Annotated in this window: 12 protein-coding genes; 7 read left to right on the top strand and 5 right to left on the bottom strand. The window is 64.3% G+C overall.

Annotation, left to right across the window (positions count from 1 at the left end; translation table 11 throughout):
• Window positions 1-72 precede the first annotated feature (72 nt).
• The 5 genes from NLM33_RS22025 to NLM33_RS22005 all read left to right on the top strand — a co-directional run bounded on the left by NLM33_RS22025 (window position 73) and on the right by NLM33_RS22005 (window position 4,457).
• Window positions 73-984: an amino acid ABC transporter substrate-binding protein gene (locus NLM33_RS22025; protein WP_254098648.1), complete on the top strand. Its 912-nt coding sequence runs from the start codon at window positions 73-75 to the stop codon at window positions 982-984.
• Between the two features lie 277 nt (window positions 985-1,261).
• Window positions 1,262-1,993, top strand: coding sequence for an amino acid ABC transporter permease (locus tag NLM33_RS22020; protein ID WP_254098646.1), 732 nt, complete (start codon window positions 1,262-1,264; stop codon window positions 1,991-1,993).
• 2 nt (window positions 1,994-1,995) lie between these two features.
• Window positions 1,996-2,688, top strand: a complete 693-nt coding sequence (locus tag NLM33_RS22015) for an amino acid ABC transporter permease (RefSeq protein WP_254098644.1) — start codon at window positions 1,996-1,998, stop codon at window positions 2,686-2,688.
• A gap of 11 nt (window positions 2,689-2,699) precedes the next feature.
• Complete coding sequence (locus NLM33_RS22010) at window positions 2,700-3,431, top strand: amino acid ABC transporter ATP-binding protein (protein WP_254098643.1); 732 nt, start codon at window positions 2,700-2,702, stop codon at window positions 3,429-3,431.
• A gap of 165 nt (window positions 3,432-3,596) precedes the next feature.
• Window positions 3,597-4,457 carry a D-amino-acid transaminase gene (locus NLM33_RS22005; RefSeq protein ID WP_254098641.1) on the top strand — a complete coding sequence of 287 codons (861 nt, stop codon included), beginning with the start codon at window positions 3,597-3,599 and terminating at the stop codon, window positions 4,455-4,457.
• A gap of 144 nt (window positions 4,458-4,601) precedes the next feature.
• Here the strand turns inward: NLM33_RS22005 and NLM33_RS22000 are convergent, their stop codons facing one another.
• From NLM33_RS22000 to NLM33_RS21990, 3 genes are all read right to left on the bottom strand, one after another.
• Window positions 4,602-5,063: a carboxymuconolactone decarboxylase family protein gene (locus NLM33_RS22000; protein ID WP_254098639.1), complete on the bottom strand. Its 462-nt coding sequence runs from the start codon at window positions 5,061-5,063 to the stop codon at window positions 4,602-4,604.
• A gap of 20 nt (window positions 5,064-5,083) precedes the next feature.
• Complete coding sequence (locus NLM33_RS21995; RefSeq protein WP_254098637.1) at window positions 5,084-6,700, bottom strand: DHA2 family efflux MFS transporter permease subunit; 1,617 nt, start codon at window positions 6,698-6,700, stop codon at window positions 5,084-5,086.
• A 115-nt stretch (window positions 6,701-6,815) separates the two neighbouring features.
• Window positions 6,816-7,967 carry an HlyD family secretion protein gene (locus tag NLM33_RS21990; protein WP_254098635.1) on the bottom strand — a complete coding sequence of 384 codons (1,152 nt, stop codon included), beginning with the start codon at window positions 7,965-7,967 and terminating at the stop codon, window positions 6,816-6,818.
• Window positions 7,968-8,108: 141 nt separating this feature from the next.
• On the opposite strand from NLM33_RS21990, the gene NLM33_RS21985 reads away from it, so the two are divergent.
• Complete coding sequence (locus NLM33_RS21985) at window positions 8,109-9,017, top strand: LysR family transcriptional regulator (RefSeq protein WP_254098633.1); 909 nt, start codon at window positions 8,109-8,111, stop codon at window positions 9,015-9,017.
• A 15-nt stretch (window positions 9,018-9,032) separates the two neighbouring features.
• Here NLM33_RS21985 and iaaH read toward each other — a convergent pair whose 3' ends face one another.
• Together iaaH and NLM33_RS21975 are read right to left on the bottom strand one after the other, a co-directional pair.
• Window positions 9,033-10,460 (bottom strand): indoleacetamide hydrolase, encoded by a 1,428-nt coding sequence (gene iaaH / locus NLM33_RS21980; protein ID WP_254098631.1) that lies wholly within the window; start codon window positions 10,458-10,460, stop codon window positions 9,033-9,035.
• 78 nt (window positions 10,461-10,538) lie between these two features.
• Window positions 10,539-13,988, bottom strand: a complete 3,450-nt coding sequence (locus NLM33_RS21975) for an indolepyruvate ferredoxin oxidoreductase family protein (RefSeq protein WP_254098629.1) — start codon at window positions 13,986-13,988, stop codon at window positions 10,539-10,541.
• A gap of 155 nt (window positions 13,989-14,143) precedes the next feature.
• Between NLM33_RS21975 and NLM33_RS21970 the strand changes: the two genes are divergently transcribed.
• Window positions 14,144-14,599 carry an Lrp/AsnC family transcriptional regulator gene (locus NLM33_RS21970; RefSeq protein ID WP_254098627.1) on the top strand — a complete coding sequence of 152 codons (456 nt, stop codon included), beginning with the start codon at window positions 14,144-14,146 and terminating at the stop codon, window positions 14,597-14,599.
• Window positions 14,600-14,656 lie beyond the last annotated feature (57 nt).

Raw genomic sequence — 14,656 nt, 5'->3', positions numbered from 1 at the left:
CTCCGAAAGTCACATTCTAATCCGGCCCGATTTATGCCAGCATCCGGACGCCATTCCATAAGGGAGAAAAAAGTGAAACATTTCCGTAACTTCGGCCTCGTGCTCGCTGCCAGCTTGGTCGCGAGCCAGGCCGGTGCCGAGGAGCTGACCGGCACGCTCAAGAACATCAAGGACACCGGCGCCATCACGCTCGGCTTCCGTGACTCCTCGATCCCGTTCTCCTATCTCGACGACAACCAGAAGCCCGTCGGGTTCGCGATGGACATCTGCTACAAGATCGTCGACGCCGTGAAGAAGGAGCTCAAGCTCGACAAGCTCGAGGTCAAGCTCAACCCGGTGACCTCGGCGACGCGCATTCCGCTGATGGCCAATGGCACCATCGATCTCGAATGCGGCTCGACCACCAACAATGCCGAACGGCAGAAGCAGGTCGCCTTCACCAACACCCACTTCCTGACCGCCAGCCGCTACGTGTTCAAGAAGTCGAGCGGCCTCAAGTCGATCGATGACCTGAAGGGCAAGACGGTGGTCTCGACCGCCGGCACCACCAACATCAAGCAGCTCACCGAGGCCAACGTTGCGAAGAGCCTGGGCGCCAACATCATTCCGGCCAAGGACCACGCCGAAGCCTTCCTGATGGTGGAGACCGATCGCGCCGTCGCCTTCGTGATGGACGACATCCTGCTTGCGAGCCTCGTCGCCGGCTCGAAGTCGCCGGCCGACTATGTGATCTCCAAGGATGCATTCTCCAAGCCCGAGCCTTATGGCATCATGCTGCGCAAGGACGACGCCGCCTTCAAGAAGGTGGTCGATGCGGCGACCGCCGCGCTCTACACGAGCGGTGAAGGCGAGAAGATCTACAACAAGTGGTTCATGGAGAAGGTCCCGCCGAAGAGCCTGAACCTCAACACGCCGATCTCGGCCGAATTGAAGAACGAGTTCGCCAAGCCGACGGACTCGCCGAATCCGGACGACTATAAGTAAGCCTCGATCGGCTGCCGCCGGCGCAATGGCCTGATGATTGCATAGGTGGCGCCACAAGTTTTGCCTCTCCCCGCACGCGGGGAGAGGCCGGATCGCATCGAAGATGCGATCCGGGTGAGGGGGACTCTCCACGAGTCCAACTGGCAACTCCCTCGTGGAGACTCCCCCTCACCCCAACCCTCTCCCCGCAAGCGGGGCGAGGGGGCGCACCGACTGCGCCTCTGCTATTCGATGTCGTTTCATGCGGCGTTAGCTGCGATGTTCGCGCGGGGGACACGTGAACTACAACTGGAACTGGAAGATCTTCTTCGAGCCGAACCCGATGGGCACCGGCACCTATCTCGACATGCTGTTGTCGGGACTGTGGCTGACCATCAAGACGGCGCTGCTCGCCTGGATCATCGCGCTGATCTTCGGCTCGATCGTCGGCGTGATGCGTACGCTGCCGTCGAAGGCCGCCGACTGGTTCGGCTTTTGCTGGGTCGAGTTTTTCCGCAACATGCCGCTGCTGGTGCAGCTCTTCCTGTGGTTCTTCGTGCTGCCGGAATTGCTGCCGAAGGCGGCCGGCCTGTGGCTGAAGCAATTGCCGAACGCGCCGTTCTGGACGGCGGCGATCGGCGTCGGCCTGTTCATGTCGGCGCGCGTTGCCGTGCAATTGCAGGCGGGCATCTCCTCGCTGCCGCGCGGGCAGAAGATGGCGGCCACTGCATTGGGCCTCACCACCGTGCAGGGATACCGCTATGTGCTGCTGCCGATGGCCTTCCGTATCATCCTGCCGCCGCTGACCTCCGAGTTCCTCAACACCATCAAGAACACCGCGGTCGCGATCACCATCGGCCTGATCGAGCTGACTGGGCAGGCGCGCTCGATGCAGGAATTCTCGTTCCAGGTGTTCGAGGCCTTCACGGCTGCGACCATCCTCTATCTCCTCGTCAACGCCGTCGTCGTGACCGCAATGCGCTTCCTCGAGCGCTGGGTCGCGATCCCCGGCTACATCTCGGGGAAATAGCGATGCTCGGCAATTTTGATTTCGACGTCATCCGCCGCGCGCTGCCCTATCTGTTCTACGAGGGCATGACGTTCACGCTGACACTCACGGCGCTTGCCGCGCTCGGCGGCCTGATTTTCGGCACGGCGATCGCCCTGATGCGGCTGTCGGGCTACAAGCTGCTCGGCCGCATCGCCGGGCTCTATGTCGACTTCATGCGCTCGCTGCCGCTGGTTCTGGTCATCTTCTGGTTCTACTTCCTGGTGCCCTATATCGGCCAGTGGCTGACCGGCTCGGCGCGCCCGATCAAGGTCGGTGCCTTCGCCTCCTCGCTCATCACGTTCATCATGTTCGAGGCGGCTTATTTCTCCGAGATCATGCGCGCCGGCATCCAGTCGATCTCGCGGGGCCAGCCCGCCGCCGCGAGCGCGCTCGGCCTGACCTATGCGCAGACCATGCGCTACGTCGTGCTGCCGCAGGCGTTCCGCAACATGCTGCCGGTGCTGATCACGCAGACCATCGTGCTGTTCCAGGACACCTCGCTCGTCTATGTGCTGTCGATCCCGGACTTCCTCGGCGCCGCCAGCAAGGTCGCGCAGCGCGACGGGCGTCTCGTCGAGATGTACCTGTTCGCCGCAGTCGTCTACTTCACCATCTCCTGTATCGCGTCCTTCGGCGTCCGCCGCCTGCAGTCGCGCATCGCCATCATCCGGTAGGCTAGTTGCTCATGATCGAAATCAGTCACGTCAACAAATGGTACAGCCCGACCTTCCAGGTGCTGACCGACTGCACCACCAGCGTCACCAAGGGCGAGGTGGTCGTGGTCTGCGGTCCCTCCGGTTCGGGCAAGTCGACGCTGATCAAATGCGTCAACGCGCTCGAGCCGTTCCAGAGCGGTGAGATCACCGTCGACGGGACCAAGGTGCATGATCCCAAGACCAACCTGCCGAAGCTCCGTTCGCGCGTCGGCATGGTGTTCCAGCACTTCGAGCTGTTCCCGCATCTCAAGATCATCGACAACCTCTGCCTTGCGCAGGAGAAGGTGATCGGCCGTTCGCACGACAAGGCGCTGGCCAAGAGCATGCAGCTTCTGGAGCGCGTCGGGTTGAAGGAGCAGGCGCAAAAGTTTCCGGCGCAGCTGTCCGGCGGCCAGCAGCAGCGCGTCGCGATCGCGCGCGCGCTCGCGATGGACCCCATCGTCATGCTGTTCGACGAGCCGACCTCGGCGCTCGACCCCGAGATGGTGAGCGAGGTGCTGGACGTCATGGTCGACCTCGCGCGCGAGGGCATGACCATGATGGTCGTCACCCACGAAATGGGCTTTGCCCGCAAGGTCGCCAACCGCGTGATCTTCATGGACCGCGGCGAGATCGTCGAGGACGCCCCGAAGGACGACTTCTTCGGCAAGCCCAGAAGCGACCGCGCCCAGAAGTTCTTGTCGAAGATTCTCTCCCACTAACTCCGTCGTCATTCCGGGGCGCCTCGAAGAGGCGAACCCGGAATCTCGAGATTCCGGGCTCATTCGCTCCGCGAATGCCCCGGAATGACGAAACGAGGGGTGATCGGCGCCCCTGATTCGCGTATAAGCGCGCCAATTCCCGGAATTCCCGACAGGAGACCTCCCTTGGACTCGATCGCCTACGTCAACGGCTCATTCGTCCCGCTTTCGGAAGCCAAAGTCTCGGTCCTCGATCGCGGCTTTCTGTTCGCGGACGGCATCTATGAGGTCGCGGCCGTGCTTGAGGGCAAGCTGGTCGACAACGCCTCGCATCTGGCGCGGCTCGAACGCTCGGTCGGCGAGATCAAGCTGAAGCTCCCCGAGACGGTCGGGCGCATCACCGAGATCCAGAAGGAGCTTGTCGCGCGCAACAAGCTCGTCAATGGTTTGGTTTATCTCGAAGTGACGCGCGGCGCCGACACGGGCCGCGACTTCGCTTTCCCCAAGGGCGACGTCAAGCCGACGCTGGTCATGTTTACCTCCGAGAAGGACATCATCAACGCGGCCTCGGCAAAAACCGGCATCAACGTCATCACGGTACCCGACATCCGCTGGGAACGCCGCGACATCAAGAGCGTGGCGCTGCTGGCGCAGGTCTTGGCGAAGCAGGCGGCGGCGGAGGCCGGGGCGGGCGAAGCCTGGATGCTCGAAGATGGCTTCGTCACCGAAGGCGGCTCGTCGTCGGCGTTCATCCTGACCCAGGACGACGTCATCGTGACCCGGCAGAATTCGAATTCGATTCTGCCCGGCTGCACCCGCAAGGCCGTGGTGGCGCTCGCCGAAGAGCGCCAGCTCCGGGTCGAGGAGCGCGCCTTCACGGTCGCTGAAGCGCTCGCCGCCAAGGAGGCTTTCATCACCTCCGCGTCGCTGTTCGTCCAGCCGGTGGTCGCGATCGACGGCAAGCAGGTCGGCGGTGGCAAGCCCGGCCCGATGGCGACGCGGCTGCGTGAGATCTACGTGGACTTCGCCAAGGCGACGGGGGTTTAGGCCTCATACTCAGCTATCGTAGGGTGGGCAAAGGCGCGCTTGCGCCGTGCCCACGTCTTCTCTCAGGTTTGCTGAAAAAAAACGGTGGGCACGCTTCGCTTTGCCCACCCTACGAGATTTGCCCGCGAGGGGCGTCCCGCCCCGTCACGCCACCGACGCCTTCACCTTCACGGGATGAATCGCCCGGAACGCGATCGCGATCCTGTTCCACGCATTGATGGCCCCGATCAGCATGGTCAGGTTGACCGTCTCCTCATCGGAGAATTGCGCGCGGACCTGCGCGTAGACGTCGTCGGGCGCGTGCGTCTCCGAGATCAATGTCACTGAATCGGTCCAGGCCAGCGCCGCGCGCTCGCGATCGGTATAGAGCGGGGATTCGCGCCATGCATTGAGCAGATAGATGCGCTGCTCAGTCTCGCCCCGCTTGCGCGCGTCCTCGGTGTGCATGTTGATGCAGAAGGCGCAACCGTTGATCTGCGACGCCCGGATCTTGACGAGCTCGATCAGCGACTTTTCGAGCCCCGTCGACTGGATATGCTCCTCCAGCGCCATCAGGGCTTTGAGTGTGTCGGGGGCGGCCTGGTAGAAGTTCATGCGCGGCTTCATGGTCGTTCTCCTTGGGTTGGTCAGTGGGCTCCGCCCGCTGAGACTTGGTTGGGCTTCTTCAGAAAGAGGGACGCGATCAGGGCGACGATCAGCGCTGCGCCGAGCAGATAGAAAGTGTCGCTGAAGGCGAGGATGAAGGCCTGCTTCTGCACGACATGGCCGATCGCGACATAGGCGCGATGCGCCGCATCGGTGCGGTCGACGACGCCGTGATTGACGAAATACTGGGTCAGTTGTTCCAGCCGCGTGCGGGTCGACTGCTCGAAGACCGAGACGGACTGCATCAGCACGTTGGAGTGATACTGCTCTCGCTTGGTGAGCACGGTCTGCAATAGCGCAATGCCGACGGCGCCGCCGAGGTTGCGCATCATGTTGAACAGGCCGGAGGCCGAGCCTGCATTCTCCGGCTCGATGCCTGATGTTGCGACTGCCGACAGCGGCGCCATCACCAGCGCCTGGCCGAGCGCGCGGACGATGTTGGGCCACATGAGCTGATCGGCGGCAGTGTCGCTGGTCATGGTGATGTTCATGAAGTTTGAGCCTGCGAACAGCACGAAACCGATGCCGATGATGATCCGCGCATCGAAACGCTGCATCAGGCGCGGCACCAGCGGTATCAGCACGAGCTGCGGCAGTCCGGTCCAGGCCAGCACCATGCCGATCTGTTCGGCATTATAGCCCTGGATGCGTGCCAGATACTGCGGCAGGATGAACACGGAACCGTAGAGTGCGACGCCGAGCAGGAAGTTCGCGAGCATGCCGAAGCCGAAATTGCGGCGGACCAGCAGGCGCAGATTGAGTAGCGGCTTCTCGACAGTCAGCTCGATGATCAGGAACGCGATCAGCGCAACCGCGGCGATCACGGACAGCTTGACGATGAAGGGTGAGCCGAACCAGTCGTCCTTGTTGCCTTCCTCGAGCACGGTCTGAAGCGCGGAGAGGCCGATCGCCATGGTGATGATGCCGGCCCAGTCGCCGTCGCGCAGCAGCGCGAGCTTCATCGGCTTTGGTTCCAGCGCGTACCAGAGCATGCCGAGCATGATCGCGCCCGGAACCAGGTTGACATAGAAGATGTATTGCCAGCCCAAATTCTCGGTGAGATAGCCGCCGATGGTCGGGCCGATCGCGGGGGCAAAGGTCGCCGACAACGCGAACAGCGCAAGGCCCACCGGCTGCTTCGTCCGCGGCAGCAGCGTGATGATCAGCGTGAAGGCCATCGGGATCAGCACGCCGCCGGTAAAGCCTTGGACGGCGCGCAGCACGATCATCTGCGGCAGGTCCTGCGCCAGCGCGCAGGCCGCCGACAGGATCAGGAACAGGACCGCGTTGGTGAGGAGATAGACGCGGATGGAGAACACCTGGGCAAGCCATCCCGAAAGCGGGATCACCACGATCTCCGCGATCAGGTAGGAGGTCGAGATCCAGCCGCCATCGTCGATGCCGGCACCGATCGCGCCCTGGATGTCGGCGAGCGAGGCGTTGACGATCTGGATGTTCAGCACCGCCATGAAGGCGCCGAGCGTCGCGCCGATCACGGCGATCCAGGTTTTTGCGGAAACCGCGGGCGTGGCGGTCGCAGCCGGAGCTGGAATGGCTGCGGCGGCAGCGGAGTTGAGGGCGGGTTGGAGCGTGCTCATGGAAGCCTCGTCTCGGTTACGGAGACAGGATGAATTAGGCGGATGGTTTCGATAATCGCGGAAGTTTTGGAAGGATCGTTCGGCAAGACTTGACAATCCGGCCGAGACGGCGGCGTCAGCCGCCGTTCGCTGGCCTCGTGGTGTCGGCCACGCGCTTGCCCGTGTTGCGCTCGGCCGTGACGGCCGCCTTGGTGTTGACGGTCGGCACCGCCGACATGCCGGGCCGCAACAGGCCGCTCAGTCTGTGGTCGTCGAGCACGATCTTCACGGGCACGCGCTGCACGATCTTGGTGAAGTTGCCGGTGGCGTTGTCAGGCGGCAGCAGCGCGAATTCGAGCCCGCTCGCCGGCGACAGGCTGTCGACATGGCCGCGCAGCGTCTGATTGCGGAAACTGTCGATATGCAGTTCCACCGGCTGGCCGGCGCGCACATGGGTGAGCTGGGTCTCCTTGAAGTTGGCGACGACATAGACCGCATCGAGCGGCACCACCGCCATCAATTGCGTTCCAGCCTGCACGAGCTGGCCGACCCGCATCGAGCGGGCGCCGACCGTGCCGTCCACCGGCGCGGTGATCTCGGTGTAGGAGAGATTGAGCGAGGCCTGCGCCGCGACGGCGCGAGCGCGTTCGAGCTGCGCGACGGCCTTGGCGCGTTCGGTGGTGAGCACGTCGACCTTGCGCTGCGCGGCCAAAAGGCCTGACTTCGCGTGCTGCAATTGCGCGTCGCTGGCACGGAGCGCGGCATCGGTCTGCTGCGCGCGCTGGATCGTGCCGGAGCCCGATTTCATCAGGTCGTCGTAGCGCGCGCGTTCCTCCTGCGCGAATTTCAAATTGGCCTCTGCTGCAGCGACGTCGGCCGTGCTCTGTTCGATGATGGGCTGCTGCAGCGCGATCTGCGCATCGAGATTGCGGACCGAAGCCTCGCCGGCCGCAACGTCGGCGCGGGCCTGGTCGAGCGCCGCCCTGAAATCGCGGTCGTCGATCCGCGCCAGCATTTGGCCCGCCCGGACCTTCTCATTGTCGCCGACCAGCACCTGGGCGATGTAGCCGGAGACTTTTGGGGCGATGATGGTGGAGTCCGCCTTCACATAGGCGTCATCGGTGGATTCGAGGTAGCGCCCGGTCGTCATGTAGCCGTAGCCAAAATCGCCTGCTGCGGCGACGCCGAGCACCAGGGCGAGCGCAACAGCCGCCCGCTTGATCGCCAACCGGGACGGGCGAAGACTGATTTTTGTATTGGGTTCAGTGACATAAGCGGCGTTCGACATGGCTTCCTCGCGAGATTTCCGGGCGCCCCTTTGCGAAAGGACCCGTCCTGTGACGGTAAGATGCGCTGTCCCGCCCGTTGTGATAATCCCCGAAGAACTGGAAGCATTATCCAGCATGAGCGGATAATCGGAGCCTCGATCATGGACCGCTTCACCAGCCTCACGGCCTTCGTCCGGGTGGTCGAAAACGGCGGATTTTCCGCCGCCGCCCGCCGCCTCAACATGTCGACGACCATGGTGAGCAACCACGTCCAGGCACTGGAAGACCGGCTCGGCGTGCGCCTCCTCAACCGCACGACGCGGAAAGTGAGCCTCACCGAAATCGGCCAGGCCTATTACGACCGCTCGACGCAGATCCTCGCCGAGCTCGAACAGGCCGACGACATCGCCGGCGCGCTGCAATCGACGCCGCGCGGCACGCTGCGCATCCACAGCGCCACCCATATGGTGCCGTTCGTCGCGCCGGTCGTGGCCGAATTCCTGTCGGCCTATCCCGAGGCGAAGGTCGACTTGCGCATGGGCGAAGCCAATGTCGATCTGATCGAGGAGGGCTTTGATCTGGCGCTGCGCATGACGTCGCCGCCGGATTCCAGCCTGATCGTGCGAAGCCTTGCGACCTGGCGCCACGTACTGTGCTGCTCACACGCCTATATCGAGGCGCGCGGGCGCGTGCAGCAGCTCGAGGAGCTTGCGGAGCACAATTGCGTGCGCCATCTGAACTATCCCTTCGAGGAGTGGCGCTTCCTCGATCGCAAGGGAAACCCAGCATCGGTCCGCGTATCCGGCACTCTTCTCACCAACAGCGGCGAGGCCCTGCGCACCGCAGCGCTGCAAGGTGCCGGCATTTGCCTGGCCGCAGGTTTCATGGTGCACGACGATCTCGAAGCCGGCCGCCTGGTTCGCCTGCTGCCGGAATACCGGCCCGTCGAGCTCTCGATGAACGCCGTCTATCCGCATCGCCATCATCTGTCGGCGAAGGTGAGGACTTTCATCGACATGCTCGTGCACCACAGCGCCGAGCAGCAGAAGCTGATCAATCCCTACGCCTGAGCGTCCAGGCGCCGATTATTTCGGCGCCGGCAGCCGGCCGAATACCTTATCCAGCGCCATGCCGATGGCGAGCAGCCGCAGGTCGCTGCCCGCGGGGCCATCGAGCTCGAGCCCGATCGGCAATTTGCTCCTCGCACCCAAGGCAATCGGAATCTGGATGCCGGGAATGCCGGCATTGCTGCCGGGATCGGTGTTCTGGATGAAGAGCCCAAAATTCTCCAGGCTGCTGGAATCAGGGTTGGAGGGAATGGCAACCCGCGGCGTGGTCGGGAAGGCGATGGCATCGAGCCGGTTGCTTGCAAACGTGTCGCGGTAGAGTGCCTGCAGCGCCGGACGGGCGGTCTTGATCGCCGCATCGTAGACCGGCTTGGCGTCCACCAGCGTGCCGTCGGGCGCGGGGAGTTTGCGCGGGAGCACGAGGCCGTCATAAGTACCCTTCACGTCGGGGCTGGCGATTCCTTCCGCGAGCGCCGCGATGGTGATGCCGGTGCCGGTGTGCGCGAGATAGGCGACCATGTCGTCATAGGCTTCATACAGCGCGACGGGAAATCCGACCTGGCCGTTGAGTTCGGCGACTTGCGGCATCTCGATCTCGACCACGGTCGCGCCTTGCGACTTGATCTGCTCGAGCGCGGCGCGGAAGGCGGCGTCGGTATCGGCATCGAGATTGGCCAGCATGCTCCTGACGAGGCCGATGCGCACCTGCTTGAGATCGGCCGGCAGAACCGCGTCGCCGCCGGTGATGACGCGGTCGAGCAGTGCGACGTCAGCCATGGTGGCGGCCATCGGGCCTGCAGTGTCGCGGGTATGCGAGATCGGCGCGATGCCGGCTTGCGCATAGCGTCCGACCGTCGGACGCAGCGAGGCGCAGCCGTTCAGCGCGCCGGGCACCCTGACCGATCCGCCGGTGTCGGTTCCAAGGCCTCCCGCGACGATCCGCGCGCCGATTGCGGCACCCGTTCCGGATGAGGATCCGCCGGCGATCAGGGAGCGATCATAGGCGTTGCGCACGCCGAGCTCGGCGCCGGTCTTGAACGCGGTGTTGTAGCCGGAGATGCCGAAGGCGAGCTCGTGCATGCTGGTCTTGCCGAGAATGATCGCACCCGCTGCGCGTAAGCTCGCCACCACCAGCGCATCGGCTTGCGGAACGAAATCCTTGAGCGCAGGCGTTCCGGCCGTGCAGGGCAGCCCCGCCACCTCGATATTGTCCTTGATGACGATAGGAACGCCGCCGAGCGGCTTGTCAGCCCCGCTCTTCGCCCGCGCATCGAATGCAGCAGCTGCCTTGAGCGCGCCCACCTCATCCAGGGTGACGAAGGCATTCAGGTCGGCGCTGGCCTTGGCGCGCGCGAGCGCTTCCGTGGTGAGCGCGTGGCTGGTGATCCTTCCGCTGCTTATATCGGCCGCGGCCTGTGTCAAGGTGAGCTGGTCGTAATCCGTCATGATGCGTTACCCGATTGCGGGGACGCGATCAGGGGTCCCCATCAGCGGAATGAAAGCTGAAGCCTCGCTGCCGCCGCGTCAACCGTAGCTCCGCATTTTTTGCGATGGTGAGGCGGACAGGTTTGCCAGCAGGGCCTCCACCTGGGCCTTGACCTTTGCGATCGCGGCATCCTTCACCGGGCCGTAACCGCGGATGTCCATCGGGGCCTTGGCGATGGCGACGATGTCCGACAGCGTGTCGGCATCGAGGCGGGTGAGCATCGTCTCGATCAGTCCTTCGTACCAGGTGATCAGCTCCCGCTCTGCGCGCCGCTCGGCGGTGTAGCCGAACGGATCGAACGGCGTGCCGCGCAGCCCCTTCAGCCGTGCGAGCACGGCAAGCGGCATCTGGATCCACTGCCCGAAGGCGCGCTTGCGCGGCCGGCCGCGCGCGTCGCGCCTTGAGGTGAGGAAAGGCGGCGCCAGATGGTAGTTGACCCTGAAATCGCCGTCGAACTCGCGCTTGAGCGCGTCAAGGAAGCCGGTCTGCATGTGCAGGCGCGCCACCTCGTATTCGTCCTTGTAGGCCATCAGCTTGAACAGGGAGCGCGCGACCGCATCGGTCAGCGCCGCGCTGCCAAGGCTGGACTCAGGCTTGCGTATCTTCGCGATCATCGCCCGATAGCGCGCCGCATAGGCCGCGTCCTGATATGCAGTCAAAAATTCGACACGACGGTCGATCACCTGATCGAGCGTCTCGGCGATGGGAGCGCCCTCCGGCTCGGAGAGAGAATCCGGATCGGCCGCGGCGATCCGGCCCCAGGCGAAGGCTTGCTTGTTGCGCTCGACCGAGACGCCGTTTAGCTCGATCGCGCGAAGCAGCGCCTGGAGCGAGACCGGCACAAGGCCCTGCTGCCAGGCAAAGCCGAGCATGATGATGTTGGCATAGACGGCGTCGCCGAGCAGCCGTTCGGCGAGCGCATTCGCATTGATGGTGTCGAGGTTGGCATCGCCGATGACCTGGCCGATCGCGCGCAGGCGGGCGGGCGACGCGAGATCGGCGTCGCGGAAGCGGACGACGTCGCCGGTCGGCATCTCCGCGGTGTTGATCGCGGCGCGCGTGCCTCGGTGGTAGGTGCCGGAGGCTTTTGGCGAGGAGCTGACGACGAGGTCGCAGCCGATCAGCGCATCAGTGGCGCCCTGATCGATACGGACCTGATGCAGCGCCTCCGGGCTTGCTGCGAGACGGATGTAGCTCAGCACGGGGCCGAATTTCTGCGCAAAGCCGGTGAAATCCAGCACCGAGACGCCGCGGCGTTCGAGATGCGCCGCCATGCCGATCAGCGCGCCGACGGTGATCACGCCGGTGCCGCCGACGCCGGTCACCAGGAGATCGTAGGGCCGCTCGAGCGCCGCGGGCGCGGGCAGGGGGAGCGTGGCGGTGCGGCCCACGGCGTCGACGTCGCTCGCCGTCTTCTTCCGGCGCGTGGCCCCTTCGACGGTCACGAAACTCGGGCAGAAGCCGTTGAGACAGGAGAAATCCTTGTTGCAGGCCGACAAATTGATCTGGCGCTTGCGGCCGAACGGCGTCTCCTTCGGCTCGACGCTCAGGCAGTTGGACTCGACCGAGCAGTCGCCGCAACCTTCGCAGACGAGGTCGTTGATGTAGGCAAAACGCTTCGGGTCTACCATCTGGCCGCGCTTGCGCCGGCGGCGCTTCTCGGTGGCGCAGGTCTGCTGATAGATCAGCACGGAGACGCCGGGAACCTCGCGCAACTCGCGCTGCACGGCATCCATCTCCTCGCGCGGATGGATGGTCACGCCGCTGGGCAAATCCGCAGGCGAGAAATGAGCGGGATCGTCCGACACCAGCGCGATGCGCGAAACGCCCTCGGCGCGGACGCTGTGCGCGATCGCGTGCACGCTGATGGGGCCATCGACCGGCTGGCCGCCGGTCATCGCAACCGCATCGTTGAACAGGATCTTGTAGGTGATGTTGGCTTTCGCGGCGATCGCCTGCCGGATCGCCATCGAGCCGGAGTGATAGTAGGTGCCTTCGCCGAGATTCTGGAACACGTGCTTGTGGCCGGTGAACCTTGACGAGGCTGCCCAGTTCACGCCTTCGCCGCCCATCTGGATCAGCGACGAGGTCTCGCGGTCCATCCAGCTCGCCATGAAGTGGCAGCCGATGCCGGCCAGCGCCTTGGAGCCTTCGGGGACTTTTGTGGACGTGTTGTGCGGGCAGCCGGAACAGAAATACGGCGTGCGTGTTGCGCCGCTGACGGTGATCACGCGCTGCGCCTCCGGCGACAGTGCGGCCGCGCGCGCGGTGAGGTTCAGCCCCGGAAACATCGGGTCGAGCCGTCGCGCCAACACGCCCGCGAGCGCCCGCGGCGATAATTCGCCAATCCAGGAGATCAGCCGCGCCCCTCGCTCGTCGTGCTTGCCGACCATGCGCTCAGGCTTTGCACCGGGATAGTCGTAAAAATACTCCTTGAACTGGCTCTCGATGATGCCGCGCTTTTCCTCGACGACCAGAATCTCCCGCTTGCCCTTCACGAACTCCATCGCGTCGTGCAGCGCCAGCGGCCAGACCATGCCGACCTTATAAAGGTCGATGCCGATGCTGCGGCAGGCAGCTTCATCGAGGCCCATCAGCCGCAGCGCCTCCATCAGGTCGAGATGCGCCTTTCCGGTGGTGACGATGCCGTAGGTCGCGTGCGGGATATCGTAGATGTGCCGGTCGATCGGGTTGGCCTTTGCGAAGGCGTAGACCGCGTGCTTCTTCGCCTCCAGCCGCTCCTCGATCTGCGGCCCGGGCAGATCCGGCCACCTATAATGCAGGCCGCCCGGCGGCGGCGTGAAGTCCGGCGTGCGGAAGTCGCGCGGCGGACGCAACGCGACGGAGGCGCCTGATTCCACGATCTCCGAGATCGCCTTGAAGCCGACCCACATGCCGGAGAAGCGGCTCAGTGCGTAGCCATATTCGCCGAACTCCAGATACTCGCTGACGCTCGCCGGATGCAGCGTCGGCATGAACCAGCTCATGAAGGCGACGTCGGACTGGTGCGGCATCGAGGAGGAGACGCAGCCGTGGTCGTCGCCGGCGACCACCAGCACGCCGCCATGCGGGGAGGAGCCGTAGGCGTTGCCATGCTTCAGCGCGTCGCCGGAACGATCGACGCCCGGCCCCTTGCCGTACCAGAGCCCGAACACGCCCTGCACCTCGCGGTCGGCTTGCGTCTCGACCTGCTGCGAGCCGAGCACGGCGGTCGCGGCGAGATCTTCGTTCACCGCGGGCAGAAACTCGATGCGATCTCTCGTCAGGCGATCCTTGATACGCCACAGCTCGAGGTCGACGCCGCCGAGCGGCGAGCCGCGATAGCCGGAGATGAATCCGGCGGTCTTCAGTCCCGCGGCGCGATCGCGGCGGGCCTGATCGAGCGCGATGCGGACGATCGCTTGCGTGCCCGTCAGGAAGACGCGGCCGTCCTCGCGGTCGTAGCGGTCGGAGAGCTCGTAAGCATCGAGTGATGGAATAGCGTCCATGGCGGACCTCGCGCGGCGTCCCTGCCGGATGGGCGAAGGTTAGCCCCTGATGGGTGGTAGGTCTTACCTATTCATCCCGTCCGGAGCTTCGATTTCGGTAGGATTTTGCAGCACATAACATCATATGGTAGAAATGTCCGAATTGAGGTGCCTCCATGATCGAAGAGCAGGACACGCGGATTCTCGCACATCTTCAGAAGGATGGCCGCGCCACCAACCAGCAGCTTGCCGATGAGGTCGGCATGTCGACCTCGGCATGCTGGCGCCGGGTGCGCGCGCTGGAGGAGGCTGGAATCATTCAGGGTTATGCGGCGCTGGTCGCGCGCGAGCGGGCGGGGTTTGCAATGTCGGCGGTCCTGCACGTGTCGCTGGAGCGGCACGATGCAAAATTCGTCGACGAGTTCGTCTCGCGGGTGACGAAGCGTCGCGAGGTGCTGGAGTGCTTTGCGACGACGGGCGATGCCGACTATCATTTGCGCGTCGTGGTGCAGGACATGGCGGCCTACAACAAATTCCTCGACGAGTTCATGTTCCGGATTCCCGGCATCCGCTACGTCCGCAGCAACGTGATCCTGAAGGAGATCAAGACCGGCGTGGCGCTGCCGTTCTGAGTGTGCTGCCGTAGGGTGGGCAAAGGCGTGCTCTTTGGCGCGCCGTGCCCACCATCT

Origin of the sequence: Bradyrhizobium sp. CCGUVB1N3, assembly GCF_024199925.1 — a bacterium.
Taxonomy (GTDB): domain Bacteria; phylum Pseudomonadota; class Alphaproteobacteria; order Rhizobiales; family Xanthobacteraceae; genus Bradyrhizobium.
The sequence above is the reverse complement of the archived record's forward strand: the minus strand, read 5'-3'. Positions and strand labels throughout refer to the sequence as shown.

What these genes read in the sequence shown, in the direction of transcription:
- NLM33_RS22015 (WP_254098644.1), top strand. Translation starts at nt 1,996, where the DNA reads ATGCTCGGCAATTTTGATTTCGACGTCATCCGCCGCGCGCTGCCCTAT.
- NLM33_RS21970 (WP_254098627.1), top strand. Translation starts at nt 14,144, where the DNA reads ATGATCGAAGAGCAGGACACGCGGATTCTCGCACATCTTCAGAAGGAT.
- NLM33_RS21975 (WP_254098629.1), bottom strand. Translation starts at nt 13,988, where the DNA reads ATGGACGCTATTCCATCACTCGATGCTTACGAGCTCTCCGACCGCTAC.
- NLM33_RS21985 (WP_254098633.1), top strand. Translation starts at nt 8,109, where the DNA reads ATGGACCGCTTCACCAGCCTCACGGCCTTCGTCCGGGTGGTCGAAAAC.
- NLM33_RS21990 (WP_254098635.1), bottom strand. Translation starts at nt 7,967, where the DNA reads ATGTCGAACGCCGCTTATGTCACTGAACCCAATACAAAAATCAGTCTT.
- NLM33_RS22000 (WP_254098639.1), bottom strand. Translation starts at nt 5,063, where the DNA reads ATGAAGCCGCGCATGAACTTCTACCAGGCCGCCCCCGACACACTCAAA.
- iaaH (WP_254098631.1), bottom strand. Translation starts at nt 10,460, where the DNA reads ATGACGGATTACGACCAGCTCACCTTGACACAGGCCGCGGCCGATATA.
- NLM33_RS22010 (WP_254098643.1), top strand. Translation starts at nt 2,700, where the DNA reads ATGATCGAAATCAGTCACGTCAACAAATGGTACAGCCCGACCTTCCAG.
- NLM33_RS21995 (WP_254098637.1), bottom strand. Translation starts at nt 6,700, where the DNA reads ATGAGCACGCTCCAACCCGCCCTCAACTCCGCTGCCGCCGCAGCCATT.